Origin of the sequence: Streptomyces sp. ME19-01-6 (assembly GCF_033793745.1) — a bacterium.
Classification (GTDB): domain Bacteria; phylum Actinomycetota; class Actinomycetes; order Streptomycetales; family Streptomycetaceae; genus Streptomyces.
Genome location: NZ_JARAXF010000010.1, coordinates 201,977 through 223,517, shown reverse-complemented (window position 1 = coordinate 223,517; position 21,541 = coordinate 201,977). Strand labels below are relative to the sequence as shown.

At 71.4% G+C, this 21,541-nt stretch carries 16 protein-coding genes; 9 read left to right on the top strand and 7 right to left on the bottom strand.

The features are described 5' to 3' along the window. Positions 1-24 precede the first annotated feature (24 nt). Positions 25-1,716, top strand: coding sequence for a condensation domain-containing protein (locus PV419_RS24000; protein WP_319692073.1), 1,692 nt, complete (start codon positions 25-27; stop codon positions 1,714-1,716). Beyond that, positions 1,695-2,693, top strand: coding sequence for a glycosyltransferase family 2 protein (locus PV419_RS23995; RefSeq protein ID WP_319692071.1), 999 nt, complete (start codon positions 1,695-1,697; stop codon positions 2,691-2,693). The genes PV419_RS24000 and PV419_RS23995 overlap by 22 nt, the downstream gene beginning before the upstream one ends. A gap of 22 nt (positions 2,694-2,715) precedes the next feature. Here PV419_RS23995 and PV419_RS23990 read toward each other — a convergent pair whose 3' ends face one another. Continuing rightward, the gene (locus PV419_RS23990) at positions 2,716-4,506 is read right to left on the bottom strand and encodes a hypothetical protein (protein ID WP_319692069.1); all 1,791 of its coding nucleotides are present in this window, start codon (positions 4,504-4,506) and stop codon (positions 2,716-2,718) included. Between the two features lie 512 nt (positions 4,507-5,018). Here PV419_RS23990 and PV419_RS23985 point away from each other — a divergent pair. Genes PV419_RS23985 through pseB form a run of 5 tightly spaced genes read left to right on the top strand, consistent with a single transcriptional unit; the run spans position 5,019 to position 11,037 of the window. After that, positions 5,019-6,323, top strand: a complete 1,305-nt coding sequence (locus PV419_RS23985; protein ID WP_319692067.1) for a peptide ligase PGM1-related protein — start codon at positions 5,019-5,021, stop codon at positions 6,321-6,323. 9 nt (positions 6,324-6,332) lie between these two features. Then, positions 6,333-7,541: a DegT/DnrJ/EryC1/StrS family aminotransferase gene (locus PV419_RS23980; protein WP_319692065.1), complete on the top strand. Its 1,209-nt coding sequence runs from the start codon at positions 6,333-6,335 to the stop codon at positions 7,539-7,541. Positions 7,542-7,550: 9 nt separating this feature from the next. Next, entirely contained in the window at positions 7,551-9,305 is a 1,755-nt protein-coding gene (locus tag PV419_RS23975) for a carbamoyltransferase (protein ID WP_319692062.1), read from the top strand. 50 nt (positions 9,306-9,355) lie between these two features. After that, entirely contained in the window at positions 9,356-10,033 is a 678-nt protein-coding gene (locus tag PV419_RS23970) for a PIG-L family deacetylase (RefSeq protein ID WP_319692061.1), read from the top strand. Further along, positions 10,033-11,037 (top strand): UDP-N-acetylglucosamine 4,6-dehydratase (inverting), encoded by a 1,005-nt coding sequence (gene pseB, locus PV419_RS23965; protein WP_319692059.1) that lies wholly within the window; start codon positions 10,033-10,035, stop codon positions 11,035-11,037. Before PV419_RS23970 ends, pseB begins: the two co-directional genes overlap by 1 nt. A gap of 42 nt (positions 11,038-11,079) precedes the next feature. Here pseB and PV419_RS23960 read toward each other — a convergent pair whose 3' ends face one another. Next, the gene (locus PV419_RS23960; protein WP_319692057.1) at positions 11,080-12,069 is read right to left on the bottom strand and encodes a sugar-binding transcriptional regulator; all 990 of its coding nucleotides are present in this window, start codon (positions 12,067-12,069) and stop codon (positions 11,080-11,082) included. A 114-nt stretch (positions 12,070-12,183) separates the two neighbouring features. Further along, a complete protein-coding gene (gene rpe, locus PV419_RS23955; protein WP_319692056.1) occupies positions 12,184-12,885 on the bottom strand; it encodes a ribulose-phosphate 3-epimerase in 702 nt (233 codons plus the stop codon). Positions 12,886-12,994: 109 nt separating this feature from the next. On the opposite strand from rpe, the gene PV419_RS23950 reads away from it, so the two are divergent. After that, the gene (locus PV419_RS23950; RefSeq protein ID WP_319692055.1) at positions 12,995-13,870 is read left to right on the top strand and encodes a serine hydrolase; all 876 of its coding nucleotides are present in this window, start codon (positions 12,995-12,997) and stop codon (positions 13,868-13,870) included. Between the two features lie 26 nt (positions 13,871-13,896). Here PV419_RS23950 and PV419_RS23945 read toward each other — a convergent pair whose 3' ends face one another. The 3 genes from PV419_RS23945 to fmt form a co-directional block, all read right to left on the bottom strand. After that, positions 13,897-15,354, bottom strand: a complete 1,458-nt coding sequence (locus PV419_RS23945; protein ID WP_319692054.1) for an RsmB/NOP family class I SAM-dependent RNA methyltransferase — start codon at positions 15,352-15,354, stop codon at positions 13,897-13,899. 89 nt (positions 15,355-15,443) lie between these two features. Beyond that, positions 15,444-17,414: an ABC transporter ATP-binding protein gene (locus PV419_RS23940; RefSeq protein ID WP_319692051.1), complete on the bottom strand. Its 1,971-nt coding sequence runs from the start codon at positions 17,412-17,414 to the stop codon at positions 15,444-15,446. Between the two features lie 150 nt (positions 17,415-17,564). After that, positions 17,565-18,497 carry a methionyl-tRNA formyltransferase gene (gene fmt / locus PV419_RS23935; RefSeq protein WP_319692050.1) on the bottom strand — a complete coding sequence of 311 codons (933 nt, stop codon included), beginning with the start codon at positions 18,495-18,497 and terminating at the stop codon, positions 17,565-17,567. A gap of 239 nt (positions 18,498-18,736) precedes the next feature. On the opposite strand from fmt, the gene PV419_RS23930 reads away from it, so the two are divergent. Beyond that, a complete protein-coding gene (locus PV419_RS23930; RefSeq protein WP_319692049.1) occupies positions 18,737-19,297 on the top strand; it encodes a hypothetical protein in 561 nt (186 codons plus the stop codon). A gap of 60 nt (positions 19,298-19,357) precedes the next feature. On the opposite strand, the gene PV419_RS23925 is transcribed toward PV419_RS23930, so the two are convergent. Beyond that, complete coding sequence (locus tag PV419_RS23925) at positions 19,358-21,505, bottom strand: primosomal protein N' (RefSeq protein ID WP_319692047.1); 2,148 nt, start codon at positions 21,503-21,505, stop codon at positions 19,358-19,360. Positions 21,506-21,541: the final 36 nt, after the last annotated feature.

Genomic DNA, 21,541 nt, shown 5'->3' with positions numbered 1-21,541 from the left:
GGAGTCCCAGAAGGGGAGGCGGGAATGGAACAGAGCGACGGGCAGCGCCAGGTCATCGAATTCCGCGGTGAGGGCTCCGGAACGTACGACCTCACCTGGAGCCAGAAGCAGGTGTGCCGCTGGATGGAGCAGACGGCGCCGCATTTCGCGAACATGAACCTGGGCTTGTTGCTCGAGCTACCGCGGGGAGCGGATGTCGCTGATGCGACGGCGGCCCTGCGGCTGCTGATCGAGCGTCATGAGGCGCTTCGGACCCGGATACATCTGGACGGTTCCGGGGTGTACCGGCAGATCGTCCATGCCCGTGGGCGGCTTCCGGTCGCCCTTCGGGAGTGCGCGACGGACGAGGACGCGAGAAGTGTCCTGGCCGACATGGAAGGAATGCCCTTCACCGCGGTCGAGTGGCCGCTCCGCGTCGCTCTTCTCCTGTCCGGGGGGCGGGTGACACGGATCGCCTTCGCCCTCTCCCATACGGCGACGGATGGTTGGGGCAAGGAGGTGATACAGCGAGAGATGATCGATCTCATCTCGTCTCCACCCGACCAGCGGGCGGAGATCCTGCGCAGGCCGGTCGTGCAGCCACGGGAGCAGGCCGCCCGGGAGCGCGCCGACGGCGGTTCGGCCGCGCGGGTGGTGGAGGACTACTGGGCCGGGCAGCTCAGGCGTTTTCCCAACGACAGGTTTCCCGTCCCCCAGCGGCCGGCGGAGTCACCGCGTTTCCCCGAGGTCATGATGGCGTCCCCGGCCGCCGCGTCCGCCATCGCGCGCATCGCCGAACAGCACCAGGTGACCCCCCACACCGCGGTCGTGGGAGCGCTCTCGGTCCTCCTGAGCGCGATCAGCCACTCCGGCCTGGCCACCTTCCGGCTCTTTTGCACGAATCGCCTGAGCGAGGCCAGTAGGTCTTCTCTGGGGAACTTCTACCAGGTGGTACCGGTGACCGTCGAGGTGGGCGAGCTGCCGTTCCGCGAGGTGCTCGGGAACTCCTGGAAGGCGTCCATGACCGCCTACCACCTCGGGTCGTGCGACCCCGACCGGCTGGCCGAACTCACCGATGCGCTGAGCCGGGACCGGGGTGTCCACCCCGACCTCGAGTGCTTCATCAACCTGCACGGATCCAGAACGGATTCCCCGGGGGCCATGCCCGACGGCTCACCCGAGGAGCGGGATTCCACCAGGATCCGGGCCAACGGCGGCCTCGACATATGGGAGCCGGGCAAGTTCTACGTGGACGTATGGCGGGTGTCGCAGGAGTTCGTCGTATCGCTCTGGGGGGACACCGCGCTCTTTCCCTCGGATGTGCTGTCCGATTGTCTTCGGTGCCTCGAGCACATCCTGCTGCGAGTCGCCGACGACGGGGAGTTGACCGCGGGTAAAGCGCTCCAGGGAGCCGTGCGCCCCCTCGACGTCCCCCTGCAGCCCGGCCTGGAGTACATCGACGGCTGCTGGGTGGATCTGGCCGAGGTACGCCGCGCCATCGTCGACTGTCTCGCGCCCAGAAGCGTGAAAGTGGTTCCGGAGGGCGACGTCGGTGGGGCGGACCGGACCATCACGGCGTACCTGGAGCTGGACCGGGAGAACCCGACCGCCAGAGATGTCCACCGGCTCGTGGGCGCCGGCATCAAAGGCCGCAGATTCGCCATGGCCCCGCACCGGTATGTGATCGAGGTTCCGCAGTCGGCACAAGGAGCGAGATGCCTCCCAGACTCTCCGTGATCATTCCGTTTTATAATTCTGGTCCGTATCTCGCGGAATGTCTCGAGTCCGTCGCCGCACAGGATTTATCCGACCTGGAAGTCATCCTGGTGGACGACGGATCGACCGACGAAAGCCCGGTGATCGCCGCGCGGTTCGCCCGGGACTCGCGATTCCGGATTCTTCGACGGCCGGTGAACAAGGGGCCCGGCTCCGCCCGGAACGCCGGGATAGCGCACAGCGACCCGTGCGGCGACTATCTGGCCTTCGCCGACTCCGACGACCTGCTCCCCGAGAACGCCTATGCGACCCTGGTGGCATCCCTGGACGACAGCGGCTCGGATTTCGCCGCGGGCAACGTCCTACGCTTCAACTCCTCGGGGTTCTTCCCCTGCGACAAGTACGCCGCGTTCCGCGAGAGGCGAGCCCGCACCCACATCTCCGACATCCCGGAGCTCGCCATGGACCGGACCATGTGGAACAAGGTCTACCGGCGCACCTTCTGGGACCGGTACGGCCTCTCGTTTCCCGAGGGCATGTTCTATGAGGACAGCCCCGTCTCCGTACCGCTGCATTTCATGGCGAAGGCCGTGGACATCACCTCGGACACGGTCTACTACTGGCGCATCAGGGAGGCCGGGGCGCCGCCTTCCATCACTCAGCAGCGAACCGTCCGGGCCATGCTCGACCGCTTCCGTTCCATCGACCTGATCCGGGCCTTCCTCAAGGACAGGCAGATGAAATCCGCCGCGTCATGTCTGGCCCTCTACGACCGGAATATCCTCGCGGAGGAACTGCCGCTGTTCTTCGATGAGCTGATCGAGGCGAGTGAGCGCCATCGCCACGCGTTCGTCAAGCGGGCGGCGATCCTGTTGGGCAGGATCGACCCGGCGCTGGTCGAAGAGGTTCCCCCGTCCTTGCGGGAGAAGTATTCGGCCATTACGGACGGTCGGGTTCACGACCTGATCAGCTCTCTGGAGGGGCAGCGGGATGGATGAGGAGGCGGTCGTCCACGTCCGCTCAGTCGGATATTGACGACCAGGCGAGCCAGTGCTGCACATGTTTGATACCGGAGACGAGATCGACAGAGGGGGTCCAGCCCAGTTCGGTCTGCGTACGGGCGGGCGACAGAAGGGGCGGGGCGGGGCAAGTGTCCTCGTACGGAGGGGCCGGAGCCCGCAGCACGGTCCGGCAGACGAGGTCCCACAGCCCGGCACCGCTGGGGCTGTCGGGGTTGCAGACGTCGAAAGACCCCGACAAGGACCCCGACGTGGTGTCCGACTCCGCGAACAGCTCCAGCAGATCCGCCAGGTCCTCGACATGGACGAGCTGGATCCGCTCCGGCAGACAGGGGCGGACCGCCACCGGCGGCCGTGTCCCGGCCGCCTGCCGGACCAGGTCGTTGACGAGCGAGTCGGTCACATAGGGGCCATAGAGCAGGCCCAGGCGCAGCGTGGTGACAAAGGGGCCGGGGTCCGGCTGCTCGCCGAGCCCGGGAAGCACCAGGGACGCGATGCGGTGGACGCCCACGGCCCGTGCCTCCTCGGTGAGCCGCTGGAGCGTGCCGGCGGGAGACGAGGGATCGGGTATGTGGAGGACCGCGTCCGCGTGCTCGAGGAGCGGACGCAAGGAGACAGAAGGGGAGCCGGTGCCGGACGGCGCGGTCACGACCCGGTGGCCCCGGTCGGGGAGCTCGGTGAGCAGGAACTTCCGGAGCGTTCCCGCCCCGCCGACGACGACGAACCGGTGCGTTGTCGGGGTGGTCGCCGACCGCCGGAGCGGGGGTTGCCGCTCGGGCCGGGCGGAACGGGCTCCGGCGGCGGCGGCCCGGCAGGCGAGCTCCGTCACATGATCCTGGATGGCGGTGAGCTCGGCCGAGCCGTAACGCCAGCACAGACCGCCCGGTGCGAGGGTGCTCAACGCCTCGCGCACCAGCGGGTCATCGTTCCACTGGCCGATTTGTGCGTCGACGTCCGGGAAGGTGTCGAACCGACGGCTGACGGCACCCGCCACATAGGCCGCCTGCCAGATCTCCTCCAGGGTGACCTCGGAGAGCGGACCGGCCGCGGCGTCGGCCCGGGACGGCAGCGACTCGCGGAACTCCCGGTGGCAGAGGTCGACGTCGAGGCCCAGTCGGCGCATGGAAGGCTCAGTGCCGCGCCGGAGCCAGCGGGAATGGCGTCCGGCACGGGCCATGCACTGCGCCACCCCGAGTTCGAAATACGGCACCACGTCGGGCTCGACGATATGTCTGAGGCTCCAGTCCGTTTCGGGGCTCGGTGCGGCGAAGCAGATGGCGCGGCGCTGCCCCTGCCCGTCATTGCCCGAAATGCTGGGTTCGGCGCCGTGCTGGACTATGTTGGGCACGGTCAGGTAGGTCGGCACGCCGGCGGCCGCGAGGTAATGGGACATCAGGATGTCGTCCGAACCACTGCCCGCGTGCTCTCTCACGTAGTCGGCGAATCCCCGGCCGACCGCGGCGGGCAGCAGCAGGGCCACGGTGGGGGTGTATTCGTTGACCGCCTCGACCCAGCGGGCGCCGGCCAGTACCCCGACCCGGACCATGGCGCCGTTTCTCGCGTTCCAGTTGGTGTAGAACGCGATGGCGGCGTGCGGTGCCGCGGCCGCCGCCCGTTCGGCGTGTTCGGCGAAGCCGGGTGAGAGCTGGGCGTCGTCCTCCAGTACGAGATGGTGCGTGGAATCCGCCGGGATATCGGCCCACGCACGCATCATGCTTCGCAGTGCGGTCGGCGGGCCGTCGGGGTCGGGGTCGAGCACGATGTCGAGGAATCCCGGTCGGGCGGAACGCATGAGTGCTCGTGCGAAGTCGATGCGACGCGGGTGGGTGATCACCGCGCCACTGAGCCGGAGGCGATTCATACGGGTCAGCCACTCCCTCGGAGCAGGTGTATTTCCTTGAGGGGAAGCCATTTGCCGAGACTGTCGAGTTTCATGGCACCACCCTCGTCCGTCACCATGTATCGAAGAAGAGCAGATAGCACAAGCTAACCCGGTTCAGTACCCCCGTCAAGCGACCGGCAGAAGCAACACACTATCTTGACGCCTTGCCGAAGGCTGGCTAACCTCACCTGAGTTGAACCGGTTCAGTAAATGAACAGTTGCATTCTTTTGGTAAATGCACGCATTTCCACTCAGGGACCTGTTCCGCGGCGTCGAATCCGCTCCGGAATGAGGAAAATTCCCGAACCCCCTTCTCCCCGGGGTCACCTGCCGCGACCGCTCGTCGGAAACCGTTCCTCGACGCTGCTCGCCATCTGATTCGCGCGCCCACGTCTCGTACCGGCCGAAGGGAAGAACCTGACATGGTGGCAGTTCTGATAGGCAACAGCACCAATGCGGATCTCGTCGGCAGCAGCGAACGTGATGGCGCCGGCTGGTGGGCGCAACGCCTGCTGTGGTTCGCACGGGACACCGACATCGTGGTCCTGCCGGTCCCGCCGCAGGACGAGTTCCTCGACTACGTCACCTCGCTCACGGGCACCAGGCGCGACCGCTTGCGGGTCGTCGTACCACCGCCGGGGGCCGAGGGAAGCTACCGCCTGACGCGGGACAGACTGGTGAACCCGGAGTTCCACGAGGCTCTGCGGCAGGCCGTGGACGGCCGGGAGATCACCTCCGTCTTCCCCTTATGGCCCGACGCCGCGGTGGCGGAAATGGCGCGCTCGCTCGGCGCGGAAACCGCTGTGCCGGGCCACCGCTTCCTCAGCCAGGGCGGCGGGGCGCTGGTCAACAGCAAGGTGGTGTTCCGCGCCGTGGCGGCGGGCAGCGGAGTGCCGCTGCCCGAGGGGACGGTGTGCGGGAACCGGCAGGACGCGGAGGACACGATCTGGGAGATGCTGGAGCGCGGGCATCCGGTGATCGCCAAACACGAGTACGCCTCCGGCGGCGCCGGAAACCAGATCCTCAGCCCTTTCCCGGGAGTCCGCGCTCTGGGAGCGCCCCAGGTGACGCTCGCCACGGACCGCAGCGCCGTGGACGACTTCCTCGCCAAGCACTGGGATCCGCTCACCGACGGCGGGCGGTACCACCTGGTGGTCGAGCGCTACTTCCCGGAGAGCACCGCGGTTTTCGCCGAGTTCCTGATCACGGACCGGGGTCCGGAGCTGGGCGCCCACGGCGAGATGATCATGGCCCCGGTGGCCAACGCCCAGGTGATCCCGGCACCGGGGCTGACGGCGGAGCAGCTCACCGTCCTGGTCGAGGAGGGGCGCCGGCTGTGCCTGCCGCTGCACGCCATGGGGTATCGCGGCCGGCTCAGCGCGGACGCCGTGGTGACGCCGGACGGCGCGGTGCTGTTCACCGAGTACAACGGGCGCGTCACCGGCTCCACCCATATGTACCGGGTCCTGGGCGAGCATGTGGTCGGCCAGGACTACCCACGGCGGCGCGTGGTCATGGAGCGCGTCGGCTGGCAGGTGCCGTCCTTCGACGCCGCCGCCGAGCGGCTGACCGCGGCCGGGATCGCTTACGACCGCGAGACCCGCACCGGGGTGCTGCTCAACACCGCCTTCTCCGGGGGTGACGTCTGGTACTGCGTGGTAGCCGAGGACGTCGAGGCGGCCCGCAGGTACGAAGACGTGGTCTCGACCCTGTTCCCGGAAGCCTGAGGGGGGACCGTGCGTACCGGATTGCCGGTCGTTCTCGGTGGCGCGCCCGTGGTGGCGGACGAGCTGCCGTTGTCCCGCCCGAGTATCGCCCTCGATCCCGAGCTGACCTCGGCGTTGGACGCTGTTCTGGCCTCGGGCATCATCACCAAGGGCGGGCGGCTGGCGGAGCTGGAGCGCCAGGTGGCGGCCTTCATCGGCGTCGAACACGCGGTGGCCGTGTCCAGCTGTACCACCGGGCTGATGCTGGTGCTGCGATGCCTGGGCCGGACCGGGTCGGTGATCCTGCCCAGCTTCACGTTCATGGCCAGCGGCCACGCCGCCCTGTGGAACGGCCTGGATCCGGTGCTCGCCGACATCGACCCCGATACCTTCACCCTGGCTCCCGAATCGGCCGCGCGGATGCTGGACGAGGACGGTGCCGCCGTCATGGGAGTGCACACCTTCGGCGCGCCGTGCGACGCCGACGCCCTCACGAAGGTGGCGAACGAGCGGGGCGTACCGCTGGTCATCGACGCGGCCCCGGCGTTCGGCGCACGCTATCCGGACGGCACCATGGTGGGGACCAAGGGCATCGCGGAGGTCTTCAGCTTCAGCCCCACCAAGCCGTTCACCACCGGTGAAGGGGGGCTCATCGCCACTGACGACGCCGACCTGGCCAGGCGGCTCCGCATCGGCCGCGAGTACGGCAACCCCGGAAACTTCGACAGCCTGTTCGTGGGACTGAACGGGCGCATGCCTGAGCTGTCCGCCGCGCTGGGCCTGCACAACCTGCCGCATCTGCCACGGTGGCTGGAACGCCGGGAAGAACTCGCCGAGCGGTACCGGGCCGGACTCAGCGACCTGCCGGGGATCGGCTTCCAGCGGATTCCGGCGGGGGCGCGCAGCACGTACAAAGACTTCTGCCTCACCGTCCACGCAGCGGATTTCGGCCTGGACCGCGACGTGCTGGCCGAAGCCCTGGGCGCGGAGCGGGTGTCGACCCGGAAGTACTTCGTACCGCCGCTGCACCGGCAGACCGTGTACCGCGGGACGGCCGGCGATGCCGGTGCCGTACCGCACAGTGAGGCGCTGGCCGGCCGGATCATCACCGTGCCCCTGTGGTCGGCCATGACCGACCACCAAGTCGAAGAGGTCTGCGCGGTGATCCGCCGGATTCACGAGCACGCGGGAGACGTCGCCCACGCGGTGGCGCGGAGCGCGGCCCTGCGAGAGGGGTGAGGAGGCGGCATGTCGAACCAGACCGAACAGCGGGTGTACCTGGGGATCAGTACCGGGCCGCAGGACGCCGACCCGACGGTCGCGGCGGTCCGGGGCGGACAGGTGATCGCCTATGCCGAGGAGGAGCGGTTCGCCAGGGACAAGCACGCGGTGGGCAGATATCCCCGGCGCGCGCTCCAGTACTGTCTGGAGGCCGCCGGGACGTCCCTGGACGGTGTCGCCGCCGTGACGGTGAACTACAACCTCCCGGCCTACACCGACGGCCGGATGGAGAAGTTCTTCGCGGGACTCGCCGAGGACTGGCCGGTCGACGAGGCGACGCTGTCCTGGCAGCGTTCCTGTCTGAGCCAGTTCGGGACCGACCGCGTCACGGCGTTCCACCACCGCCACTGGCGACAGCACTTCGGTGACCTCGACTTCCCGCCGATCCGTTCCGCGCCGCACCACTTCACGCACGCGTTCCAGGCGGCGATGGAGTCGCCGTTCCCGTCGGCTGTCGTCCTGGTCGCGGACGGCTCGGGGGACGAACACACCACGACTCTGTGGGTCAAGGACGACCATCGGCTGTCGCTCCTGCGTGAGATCCGGATGCCGCATTCGCTGGGCTGGTTCTACTCGGCGTTCACCGAGTACCTGGGATTCGCCGCGTACGACGGTGAGTACAAGGTCATGGGGCTGGCCGCGCACGGAAAGCCGGACACCACCCTGGCCGACGCCGTGGGCCGGGTACTGGGCCCCGCGCCGGACGGCATCGAATTCCGGCTGGATCCGGCCTACATCCACTACGGCGAGCACTCCTATTCGGGCCGGTTCACCGACGAGCTGGTCAAACTGCTGGGCGCCCCGCCGCGGCTGCCCCGTGAAGAGGTCACGCCATGGCACATGGATCTGGCCTTCGCCGTCCAACAGGCCCTTGAGGAGGCGGTGTGCCGACTGATCCGGTGGGCGGTACGGGAAACCGGCATCCCCCAGGTGTGCATCGGTGGCGGCGTCGGCCTGAACGTGAAGATGAACTCGCGGATCTTCGAGCTGCCCGAGGTGGCCGACGTGTTCGCACATCCCCTGTGTGCCGACTCGGGTGCCGCGGCCGGCGCCGCGCTGGTCACCTGCTACCAGGAGACCGGATGCCTGCCGACCACGCTGACCACGTTGGCGATGGGTCCGCAGGAGGACCCGGGCGCGGTCGCGGCCGTGTTGCGCAACTGCGGGATCCGCTATGAGGACTGCGCCGACCTGGCCGGGACGGTAAGCCGCGAACTGGCCGCCGGGAAGATAGTCGGATGGTGCCAAGGGCGTCTGGAGGCGGGTCCCCGGGCCCTGGGACAGCGCAGCATCCTCGCCGATCCGCGCACCACGGGGATTCGGGACAAGGTGAACGCCGCGGTCAAGCAGCGTGAATTGTGGCGCCCGTTCGGGCCCTCCATGGCGGCCTCCGCCGCGCCCCGCTACTTCCACCACAGCACCGACTCCCGTTTCATGACGATGGCGTTCCCCGCGAACGACGCACTGCGCCGGGACGCACCGGCGATCGTGCACACGGATGGGAGTTCTCGCGTGCAGTTGGTGCACGAGGAGACACATCCGCTGTATCACCGGCTGCTGCGCGAGTTCGAGGCCCTGACCGGCGTGCCGGTCCTGCTGAACACGTCGTTCAACGTCCGGGGCGAGCCCATCGTGTGCACGACCGAAGACGCCCTGCGCACCTTCTTCGCCACCGGCCTGGACGTTCTGGTGCTGGGGAATTTCGTGGTGCGCAAGCCCTGACATCGAGCAAAGACCGACGAAGCAACGGACATAACGGAGGGAGATGACGCATGTCCGCCAGACGCATACTGGTCGTTGCCGCCCACCCGGACGACGAGATCCTCGGTATGGGAGGCACGATCGCCAAGCATGCGCTGCACGAGGGCGCCGAGGTGGCGATCCTCTGGGTCACCGAGGGAAGCTCCCAGCAGTATCCGGGCGATGTCGAGATCATGGAGAGGAAGTTCCTGGAGGCCAGGGCCGCGGCGAAAATCCTCGGGGTCACCGACTGCCGGCAGCACCACCTGCCGGACATGAGGCTCGACACGCTGCCGCATGTCGAGGTCAACAAGGTCATTGAGGATGCCGTGGCGGAATTCGGCCCCGACACGGTGTACACGGTCCATGCGGACATCAACATGGACCACAGCACGGTCTTCCGCTCGGTCATGGTGGCGACCCGTCCGCGGGTGGGCACCCCGGTGCGCCGCGTGCTCAGCTACGCGCCGATGTCCAGCGTCGAGTGGACACCGCATTTCGAGAACACCTTCAGACCCAACTGGTTCTCGAACATCTCCGACACGATCGAGGACAAGATCCGCTCCTTCGACTGCTACACCACCGAGAACCGCCCCTGGCCGCATCCCCGGTCGCCCAGGGCGATCCGGGCGATCGCCGAGAGCTGGGGTTCGTCCGCCGGCTGGGCCTGCGCCGAGCCGTTCGTCCTCATCCGGCAATTGTGCGACTGATGCTGGAGTCCTCCTCGGTAAGCGTGCTGCGGCAGTCATCAATCCTCGTGACCGGTGGTACCGGTTCCTTCGGCAAAACGTTTGTCCGCCACATGCTGGACCATCTCGATCCGCAGCGCCTCGTGATCTTTTCCCGCGACGAACTCAAGCAGTACGAGATGCGCCAGATGTTCCACGCGGATCCGCGGCTTCACTGGGTCCTGGGCGACGTACGCGACCGTGACCGCCTGCGGTACGCCATGCACGGAATCGACCACGTGGTGCACGCCGCGGCCCTCAAACAGGTGGATACGGCGGAGTATCAGCCGTTCGAGTTCGTGAAGACCAACATCGACGGGGCGCAGAACGTCATCGAGACCGCAGCGGAGAAGGGCGTACGGAAGGTGGTCGCCCTGTCCACGGACAAGGCGTCCAGTCCCATCAACTTGTACGGCGCGACAAAGATGGTGTCGGACAAGCTGTTCACCTCCGCCAACCGCGCATGGGCCCGGCACGGGACCCTCTTCTCGGTGGTCCGGTACGGCAACGTGATGGGCAGCCGCGGCTCGGTCGTCCCACTCTTCCGCAAGCTGGCAAGCGAGGGGGCCAGCCTGCCGATCACCGACAAACGGATGACAAGGTTCTGTATCCCCCTCGCCCAGGCGGCGAAGTTCGTCGTGAACTGCTTCGACGAGATGCGCGGCGGCGAACTGTTCGTCCCCCGCATCCCCAGCATGAAGGTCACCGACCTGGTCGAGGCCATCGCCCCGGGCTGCCCGAACTACGAGGTGGGCATCCGCCCCGGCGAGAAGTTGCACGAGGAGATGATCGCCAGAGAGGACAGCCATCGGGCCTTCCAGAGCAAGGACCGATACGTGGTCGTGCCGACGGTGGGAGCGGAGGACTACGTGCCGCCAGAGGGCAGCCAGCCCGTGCCGGAGGGATTCGCGTATCGATCGAACACCAACGACCTGTGGCTGTCCGTCGACGAGTTGCGTGCGCTGCTCGACCTGGACGCCGTGTGACGGCACGGCGTCCGAACCGGTTGCCCGCCCGTCACCCCCGCCCTACGGCCCGTCCGGGTCCGTCCGGTCCAGCGCGGGGCGCGGGCCGGGGCCGGTCTCCAGCAGCAGGTGGTCGGCGGCGGCGGTGTCCGTGACCAGGCTGGTGACCAGGCCGGAGCGGAGCACCGCGCCGATCGCGGGGGCCTTGCGGCGGCCGCCCGCGATGGCGACGACCTCCGGGATCCGCCGCAGCCGGTCGGCCTCCACCGTGATGCACCGCTCGCCCAGGTCCCGGCCGATGCGCCGGCCCTCGGCGTCGAAGAGGTGGGCCGACATCTCGGCGGCGGCGCCGAGGCCCGCGTAGTGGGCCCGCTCCTGCTCGGTCAGCATGTCGTACACCGTCGAGATGCCGGCCTCCCACGAGCCGATGGAGACGGCGGCGACGGTGACCTTGTCGAAGTACTCGAAGGCGCGGGCGATGCCGGTCTGGCCGCGCAGCGCGTCGGCGGTGGCCGTGTCGGGCAGCAGCATGGGCGCGTAGATGGGGTGCGCCTCGCCACCGGAGACGGCGGCGGCACGCCGCACCGCCTCGACCGAGCCGCGCTCGGCGGTGCCCGCGTCATACACGCCGGTGAGCTGGACGACGGTGCACGGGGGCAGCCGGTGCAGGGCCGCGGCCATATGGATCGTGGAGCGCCCCCAGGCCAGGCCCAGTACATCGCCCTCGGTCACCAGCTCGCCCAGCAGATCCGCGGCGACCTCGCCGAGGTTCTCCGGGTCCGGGGTGTCGGCCTCGGCGTCGGCCGGGGACTCCACGACGACCGCGTGGCGCAGCCCGTACCGGGCGCGCAGCGCGTCGGAGCGCTCCGCGTCCAGCTCGGCGGGCACCCGGATCTCAATGCGCACCAGATCGCGCTCGAGCGCGGTCTCCAGCACCCGCGCCACCTTGAAGCGGCTGACGCCGAACTCCTCGGCAATCTGGATCTTGGACTTGCCTTCGAGGTAGAAGCGGCGCGCCATGGCGGCCGCCTGCACCAGTTCGGCTGGTCCCATCCGCGTGCCTGAACGGCCCGTCGACACCGCGGTCTCCTCACTGCTTCCTAAGTTCTGGTCTCACCGTCCATCCTGTCAGAAACGGCGGACTTGATCTGCCCTTTACCCATGAGTTCATCGTGCGGTCGCGGGCCCGTCCTCCGCACGCCGGGCCGTGGGGATGGCCTGCCGGGCCAGACCGCGCAGCTCCTCCACCGCCTTGGCCGGGTCCTGTGCCCCGTAGACCGCGGACCCGGCGACGAACACATCGGCGCCGGCCTCGGCGCACCGCTCGATCGTCGAGGCGGAAACGCCTCCGTCCACCTGCAGCCACATCTGCAGGCCGTGCTTGGAGATCAGCTCGCGGGTGCGACGGATCTTCGGCAGCATGATGTCGAGGAACGCCTGCCCGCCGAAGCCCGGCTCAACCGTCATCACCAGCACCATGTCCAGCTCGGGCAGCAGGTCCTCGTACTGGTCGATGGGGGTGGCGGGCTTGAGCGCCATCGACGCCCGGGCGCCCTTGGCCCGGATCTCGCGGGCCAGCCGTACGGGGGCGGCGGCCGCCTCGACGTGGAAGGTCACCGAGCCCGCGCCCGCCTCGACGTACTGCGGGGCCCAGCGGTCCGGGTCCTCGATCATCAAATGGCAGTCCAGCGGCGTGTCCGTCGCCTTGCCCAGCGCCTCGACCACCGGCACGCCGAGAGTCAGGTTGGGAACGAAGTGGTTGTCCATCACATCGACATGGAGCCAGTCGGCACCCTCGACGGCCTTGGCTTCCTCCGCCAGGCGGGAGAAGTCGGCGGACAGGATGCTGGGATTGATCTGCACGGCCATGGCACCAGCCTGCCACGGCCGCCGCGGGCCCATGGACCCGGGTGACCACGAAGCCGCACCGAAACCGGCCTCCGGTCGCCCCGATCCGGCAGGGGAATGAGAAACACGCATGACGCGACACCGAATATCCGCGACAGCGAACTGGTCCGGGCCCGCCCGGGGCGCGCTGTCCCTGGCCCTGGCCGTGGGGCTGCTGGTCGCACCGGCCACCGGGGCGGGGGCCGCCACGGCCACGGCGTGGCGGCCGGTGTGCACCTCCGCCCGGGCGGGGCTGGCCACCAAGCTCTCCACGGACATCGCCACGGCGCTGCGCGGCAGACCCGACACGGTCGCGGTCGCCCTGCGCGACCCGGCCACGGACACCGTCTGCACACTGCGCGCGGACCGGGTCTTCGACTCCGCGAGCGTGGTCAAGGTGACCGTCCTGGCCACCTTGCTGTGGGACGCCCACGAGCAGGGCCGCCAGCTCACCCGGCGCGAGTCCGACCTGGCCACCGCCATGATCATCAAGTCGGACAACGTCGCCACCAGCGCGCTGTGGCGGCAGCTGGGCGCCGGGAAGGTCAAGAAGTTTCTCCTGGCCGCCGGGATGTCCCGGACCGTCCCCGGCGCCGACGGCCACTGGGGCCTCACACAGATCACCGCGCGCGACCAGATGCGGCTCCTGGACCTGGTGACCACCCCGAACACGGTGCTGAGCGACAGCGCTCGCGCGTACATCCTGGACCTGATGGGCAAGGTCGTCCCCTCCCAGCGCTGGGGCACCCCGGCGGGCGCCCCGGACACCGTGCGGAGCCGGGTGAAGAACGGCTGGCTGTCCCGCGCCACCCACGGCTGGCGGGTGCACAGCATCGGCGCCTTCACGGGCGGCGGCCACAGCTACACCCTCACGGTCCTGACCCAGGACAACCGCACCATGAACGCCGGAGTCGCCACCATTGAGGCCGTCGCCCGCGCGGTCCACAAGGACCTCGCCCCGGCATGACCTCCCGCCCGGTCAGGCGGCCCCGGTCAGGCCGTGCGGCGCAGCAGGGCCAGATACATCCCGTCCGTGCCGTGCAGATGCGGCCACAGCTGCACATCCGGGCCGTCCCCGAGCGCGGGCACCCCGGACATCAGCGGCCGGGCGTCGATCCACTCGGCGGCGGGCGCGGGGCCGCCACGGCCCTTGAGGACGTCCTCGACCACGGCCCGCGTCTCGGCGAGGTGCGGCGAGCAGGTCGCGTAGCCGACCACGCCGCCCACCCGCACCGCGGTCAGCGCCTGGCGCAGCAGCTCCCGCTGCAGCGGCGCGAAGCCGGCCAGGTCCTCCGGGCGGCGGCGCCAGCGCGCCTCGGGGCGGCGGCGCAGGGCGCCGAGCCCGGTGCAGGGCACGTCCACCAGGGCCCGGTCGAAGCTGCCCGGCCGCCACGGCGGCCGGGTGCCGTCCGCCGCGATCACCTGATACGGGCCTGGGTTGCCCGCCAGCGCCCGCTCCACCAGGCCCGCCCGGTGCGGCTGCTTCTCGGCGGCGAGCAGCGCGGCGCCCCGCTCCGCGGCCAGCGCGCCGAGCAGCGCGGCCTTGCCGCCGGGGCCCGCGCAGCCGTCCAGCCAGCGCTCGTCCGGCCCCGTGAGCGGCGCGCTCGCCAGCGCGAGGGCGACCAGCTGGCTGCCCTCGTCCTGCACCCCCGCGCGCCCCTCGCGGACCGCGTCCAGCGCCCCCGGCTCGCCGCCCTCGGCGAGCCGCACGGCGTACGGGGACCAGCGGCCCGGCAGCGCGGAGCCCTCGCCGACCGCCGCCGTCAGCTCCTTCGTCGTGCTCCGGCCGGGCCGGGCGACGAGGGTGACCTCCGGCCGTTCGTTGTCGGCCTCCAGCAGGTCCTCGATCCCGGCGCTGCCGCCGCCCAGCGCGTCCCACAGGGCGGAGACGATCCACCGCGGATGCGAGTGGACGACCGCCAGGTGCTCCTCGGGGTCCTCGTCGTACGGCGGGGCGACCTTCTCCAGCCAGCCGTCGAGGTCGTCGGCGGCGACCTTGCGCAGCACCGCGTTGACGAACTTCGCCCGCCCGTCGCCGAGCACCACCCGCGCCAGCTCGACGCTCGCCGAGACGGCGGCGTGGGTGGGGATGCGGGTGCCCAGCAGCTGGTGCGCGCCGAGGCTGAGCACGTCCAGCACGGGCGGGTCCACCTCGCGCAGCGGCCGGTCCACGCACTCGGCGATGATCGCGTCGTAGGTGCCCTGGCGGCGCAGCGTGCCGTAGACCAGCTCGGTCGCCAGCGCGGCGTCCCGCGCGTCGAAGGGCTTGGCCTCCGTGCTCTCCTGGCGGGCCTTGCGCAGCAACGGCGGCAGGACGAGGTTCGCGTACGCGTCGCGCTCGTCGACGGCCCGCAGCGCCTCGAAGGCGAGGATCCGTACGGGGTCCTTCTTCGGGCGCCGGTAGGGCTTTCCGGGGGTGCTGCGGCGGGGACGGCCGGGCTGGGGACTCACGGGAAATGTGCTCCGGGGAAAGATGGGGCTTGAGGAGTCCCAGCCTACGGCTCGCTCTTCAGGGGGCGCGGTTCGCCCAGCGGGCCGGCTCAGTTCAGCGCGCCCTTGGCCGCCTGGGGCGGGGCCTCGACCAGGGCCCCGTCGCTCAGGGGCGCCTCGCTCAGGGCCACCTCGCTCAGGGGCGCCTCGCTCAGGGGCGACGGCTGCTCGAACTGGGTGCGGTACAGCTCCTCGTAGCGTCCGCCGGCCGCGAGCAGCGCGGTGTGCGTGCCGCGCTCGACGATCCGCCCGTCCTCGACGACCAGGATGAGGTCCGCGGCCCGTACGGTGGACAGCCGGTGGGCGATGACCACCGCGGTCCGCCCGTCCAGCGCCTCGGCCAGCGCCTCCTGGACGGCCGCCTCGGAGGTGGAGTCCAGGTGGGCGGTGGCCTCGTCGAGGATCACCACGCGGGGGCGGGCCAGCAGCAGCCGGGCGATGGTCAGCCGCTGGCGCTCACCGCCGGAGAGCCGGTAGCCGCGCTCGCCGACCACGGTGTCCAGGCCGTCGGGCAGGGCCGCGATCAGCCCGTCGAGCCGGGCCCGGCGCAGCACCTCCCACAGCTCCTCCTCCGCCGCCTCGGGCCGGGCCAGCAGCAGGTTGGCGCGGATCGAGTCGTGGAAGAGGTGGCCGTCCTGGGTGACCATGCCGAGGGTCCGGCGGACCGACTCGGCCGTCAGGTCGCGAACGTCCACGCCCGACAGCCGCACCGCGCCGCCGTCGGCGTCGTAGAGCCTGGGCAGCAGCTGCGCGATGGTCGACTTCCCGGCGCCGGAGGAGCCCACCAGCGCGACCATCTGCCCCGGTTCGGCGCGGAAGGACACCGAGTGCAGCACCTGCTCCCCGCCTCGGGTGTCCAGGGTCGCGACCTCTTCCAGGGAGGCGAGGGAGACCTTGTCCGCCGAGGGGTAGCCGAAGTCCACGCGGTCGAACTCCACTGACACCGGCCCGTCGGGCACCGGGCGGGCGTCCGGCTTCTCGGCGATCAGCGGCTCGAGGTCCAGCACCTCGAAGACCCGCTCGAAGCTGACCAGGGCGCTCATCACCTCCACCCGGGCGCCGGCCAGGGCGGTCAGCGGCGCGTACAGGCGGGTGAGCAGCAGCGCGAGGGCGACGACCGCGCCGGGGTCGAGCTGGTCGCGCAGGGCGTAGTAGCCGCCGAGGCCGTAGACGAGGGCGAGGGCCAGGGCGGAGACGAGGGTCAGGGCGGTGACGAAGGAGGTCTGGACCATCGCGGTGCGCACCCCGATGTCGCGCACCCGCCGGGCCCGCGCCGCGAACTCGGCGGACTCCTCGTCCGGCCGGCCGAAAAGCTTGACGAGCGTGGCGCCGGGCGCGGAGAAGCGCTCGGTCATCTGGGTGCCCATCGTGGCGTTGTGGTCCGCGGCCTCGCGCCGCAGCCGCGCCAGCTTGCCGCCGACCCGCCGGGCGGGCAGCAGGAACATCGGCAGGAGCAGCAGCGCCAGCAGGGTGATCTGCCAGGAGATGCCGAGCATCACCACGAGCGTGAGCAGCAGGGTGACCATATTGCCGACCACCCCGGAGAGGGTGTCGCTGAACGCCCGCTGCGCGCCGATGACGTCGTTGTTGAGGCGGCTGACCAGGGCGCCGGTGCGGGTGCGGGTGAAGAAGGCGACGGGCAGGCGCTGGACGTGGTCGTACACGGCGGTGCGCAGGTCGAGGATGAGCCCTTCACCGATGTTCGCCGACAGCCAGCGGGTGAGCAGCCCGAGCGCGGCCTCGGCGACCGCGATGACGGCGATGAGCGCCGCGATCCCGAGGACGGTGCCCTGCCCGGAGCCGTGCACGATCGCGTCGACGACCCGGCCGGCGAGCAGCGGGGTGGCGACCGCGAGCACCGCCGTGACGATGCTGCTGGCCAGGAAGAAGGAGATGCGGCGGCGGTGGGGGCGGGCGAAGCCGCCGATACGCCGCAGGGTCTCGCGGGAGAAGGGACGTTTGTCGTCGTTGGCGCTCGCGGTCCGGTAGAGCGAGTGCATGGCGGTGGCTTCCATGTCCATCGCGCACCTCCGTCGGTCTTGGGGTGCCGTCCCGGGATCGCGGCTCTTCCGGACCGGCGGCACACCTCAGGACCGTAAGACTTGAACCATTATTGAGGTCAACCCGACGTAACCGCGCTCGCCAGGAGCCGGCCGGGCGGGCAGCGGGCGCTACCCGCCCAGTCCTTCGCCCTGGGCGATCCGCACACCACGCGCCCAGTCGGCCCCGGGCATGGGCCGCTTGCCCTGCGGCCGCACCCACGACAGCTGCACCGCGTGGCTGCCCGTCCCCGCGTACACGGCCTTCTTCGTCACGGCGAGCTCGCCGGGCGCCAGGTCCTTCACGTCCGTCACGAGCGCCACCGCATTCACCTTCAGCCGCTCCCCGCGGAAGGCGGTCCACGCCCCCGGCGCCGGGGCGCAGGCCCGCACCAGCCGGTCGACGCGCAGCGCGGGCGCGGTCCAGTCGATCTCCGCGTCCTCGACATTGATCTTCGGGGCGAGCGAGACGCCCTCGGCGGGCTGCGGCTCGGCGCGCAGGGTGCCGTCCTCGATGCCGTCCATCGTGGCGGCCAGCAGCCCGGACCCGGCCAGGGACAGCCGCGTCAGCAGGTCGCCGCTGGTGTCCGTCGGCCGTACGTCCTCCGTCACCACCCCGTACACCGGGCCGGAGTCCAGACCCTCCTCGATCAGGAAGGTCGACGCCCCGGTCACCTCGTCGCCCGCCAGCACCGCGTGCTGCACGGGCGCCGCGCCGCGCCAGGCGGGCAGCAACGAGAAGTGCAGATTGACCCATCCGTGCGCGGGGATCTCCAGCGCGACCTTGGGCAGCAGCGCGCCGTACGCGACCACCGGGCAGCAGTCCGGCGCGATCTCGCGGAGCCGGTCCAGGAACTCCGGGTCGCGCGGCTTGGCCGGCTTGAGCACCTCGATCCCCGCCTCCGCCGCGCGCTCGGCGACCGGGCTCGCCACCAGCCGCCGGCCCCGCCCGGCGGGCGCGTCCGGCCGGGTGACGACGGCCACCACCTCATGCCGGTCGGACGCGATCAGCGCGTCCAGGGCAGGCAGGGCGACCTCGGGGGTACCGGCGAAGACGAGCCTCATGGGTGGCGAACTACCTCTCACGCGCAGCGGGAACAGCGCACCAGTCTATGACGCCGCGCTCCGGGGGGCGTACGAAAACGGTGGCGCACGCCCCCGGACCGTGACCGACGGGCGCGTGCCGCGTTGGTCAAGGCAGTCAAGGCAGATTGACCGCGTCGGGCCGCTGCGGCGGCCCGGCGCGTTTCCGACTTCACGTCCCCTGCCTTCGAGTATCAACGCCGGATTCGAGAGGCTTGTTCATGGCCGACCACGCAACCCACGACGCCCAGGCACGGGCCAGCCTGCACCTCCTGGTCCGGGACATCGAGCGGGTCCGCCGACAGGTGGACGCGCTGCGCACGCTCACCGCCCAGCTCGGCAATGTCTACCGTCCGCGGCGCACGGGCGCGTCCGCGGGCTTCGTCGTCTACGGGCGCGCCCCGGCGCCCACCGTGCGCCTGGCCCAGGAGCTGCGGGACAGCGTCGAGACGCTGGTCACGGCCGCCGTGGACTTCGACCGCTCGCTCGGCTTCTCCTGGGACGCGGTGGGCTCGGCGCTCGGCGTCACCAAGCAGGCGGTGCACCGCCGTTACGGGGCGCGCCGGGCCGCCGCCGCGCAGAGCGCCGCCGCCGAGGGCGCCGAGGCGTCGGTACGCACCGCGGAGCCGGGCACCGTGCCGTCGGTGCCCTCAGGGCCCTCAGTGCCCTCAGCGCCGTCACTGCCTTCGGTGCCCGCGGCGCGCTCGATGCCGCCGCAGGCCACCCCGGCGCTGCGCGAGGAGCCCCGCCCGGGCGCGCTCCCCAACCCGCGCAACGGCTGAGCAGACGCGACCGGCTGAACACGCGCCGCGGCTGAGCCGGCGCACCGGCCGAAGCCCGGCTCAGCCGATGTCGAGCGGGTCGATCCGCACCGCCGGATCCTTCTCGCCCCGGGCCAGCCGCTGCGCCTTCGCCGCCTTGACCGCCGCCGCGAGAGCGCTGCCCTGTCCCGGGCGCACGCGCAGCAGCGCCCGCTGCCACTCCTCCCCCGGCGGCGGCTGACCGGGACGGCGCGGGCGGCCGGGCTCCGCCGGGGGCAGCGGGACCGGGCCGAGGGTCTCGGTGCCCTCCGGCAGCCGGGCCGCGGTGATCAGCTCCTCCACCGCCTCGGCGGGGCCGGCGACCACGGCCATCCGGGAGACCGGCGGAAAGCCCAGCTGGGCCCGCTCGGCCAGCTCCCGCGCCGCGTGACCCGCCGGGTCCCAGCGCACCAGCGCCTGCACCGGCCGCTGCGTCGGCTCGGCGACCACCACGACCAGCCCGCCGTCCCCATGGCCCCGCACCAGCGCCGCCGCGTCCAGCCAGCGGCGCAGCGCCTCCTCGCCCGCCCGCAGGTCGGGGCGGCCGAGCAGGGCCCAGCCGTCGAGCAGCAGCGCCGCCGCGTACCCGCCGTCGGCGACCGGCTCGGCGCCCGGGGTGCTGACGATGAGCGCCGGCCGGTCCGGCACCCGGTCCAGCACATGGTCGCGCCCGGACGTCCGCACCGACACCGCCGGGAAGGCCCGGCCCAGCTCCTCGGCGGTGCGCCGGGCACCGACGATCCGCGCCCGCAGCCGCACGCCCCCGCACTCGGCGCAGTGCCAGGAGGTCTCGGCCCGGCCGCACCAGCCGCACGCCAGCCGGTCCGCGTCCCGGGCCTCCAGGGGCCCTGCGCAGTGCGCGCAGCGCGCGGGCTCGCGGCAGCGCTCGCAGGCCAGCCGGGGCACGTACCCCCGGCGCGGCACCTGCACCAGCACGGGGCCTCGGGCCAGCGCCTCCCGTACGGTCTGCCAGGCGAGCGTGGGCAGCCGGGCGGCGCGCGCCTCCGCGTCCCGGGCCACCTCGCCCTCGTCGACCGTACGGATCAGCGGCGCCGCGACCCGGACCTGCTCGCGGTCGGCCTCCAGGGGCCTGGCCCAGCCGTTCTCCACCAACTGGGCGGCCTCCACGGTGCGGCCGAGATCGCCCAGCAGAAAGCCCGTCCGCTCATGGACGGCGCGCAGCAGCAGCACGTCGCGGGCGTGTGGGCACGGTGCGTGGTCGTCGCTGTGGCTGTGGTCGCCGTCGTCCCAGATCCCCACCAGCCCCAGCCCCCTGACGGGCGCGAACATGGCCGCCCGGGTGCCCACCACGGCCCTGACCGAGCCCCGGCTGACGGCCAGCCACCGCCGGTAGCGCTCCTCGGGACCGAGGTCCGCGGTGAGCAGCACATGCCGTCCCGCCCCGCCGAGCACCTCGGTGAGCGCCTCGTCCACCCGCGCGGCCGTCCGCCCGTCGGGAACGACGACGAGCGCGCCGCGCCCCGAGGCGAGGGTGGCGGCCACCGCGACGGCCCATTCGCGCGGCCAGTGCGGTCCCGGCAGCGCGGTCCACACCGCCCGCGGCGTCCCGCCGCCCGCGAGCGCGTCGACGAACCCGGGTCCGGCCGGATAGCGCTCCCAGCTCCCGGCCGCGGGCACCTCCGGCGGCGGCAGCGGCGACGGGGACGGCTCGCCCTCGGCCCGTACGTTCCGCTTGGGCACGGCCAGCTGCAGTACGTCGGCGAGCGATCCCGCGTACCGGTCGGCGACCGCCCGGCACAGCGCGAGCAGCCCGGGCCCCAGCACCGGCTCCGGCGAGAGCACCTGCGCGACGGCCGCCAGCGGCCCCCGGTAGTCGGACTCGGCGACGCGCTCGATGATGTACCCGTCGAGCAGCCCCCCGCCCTCCCGGCGCCCCTCGCGCACCTTCCCCGTACCGGCCCCGAACCGCACCCGCACCCGCACGCCCGGCCTGGCCTCGGCGTCCATCTCGGCGGGCACCGCGTAGTCCCACAGCTTGTCCAGGTGCACCGGGCCCTTGTCCACCAGCACCTTGGCGACCGGCAACTCCCGCGCCAGCGCGGCACCCCGCCACGTCCGCGGCTTGGCCTTCGGCGCCCTGGTCTGGCGCACGGTCTCCCGAATGAACGCGAGCTGCTCCCCCCACGGCTCCCCCGCCGCGGGCTCCGGCCGCCCGTTGTCGCTGCTCACAGCTTCAGTCTTAGCAGACGACAAGGACACCGGCCC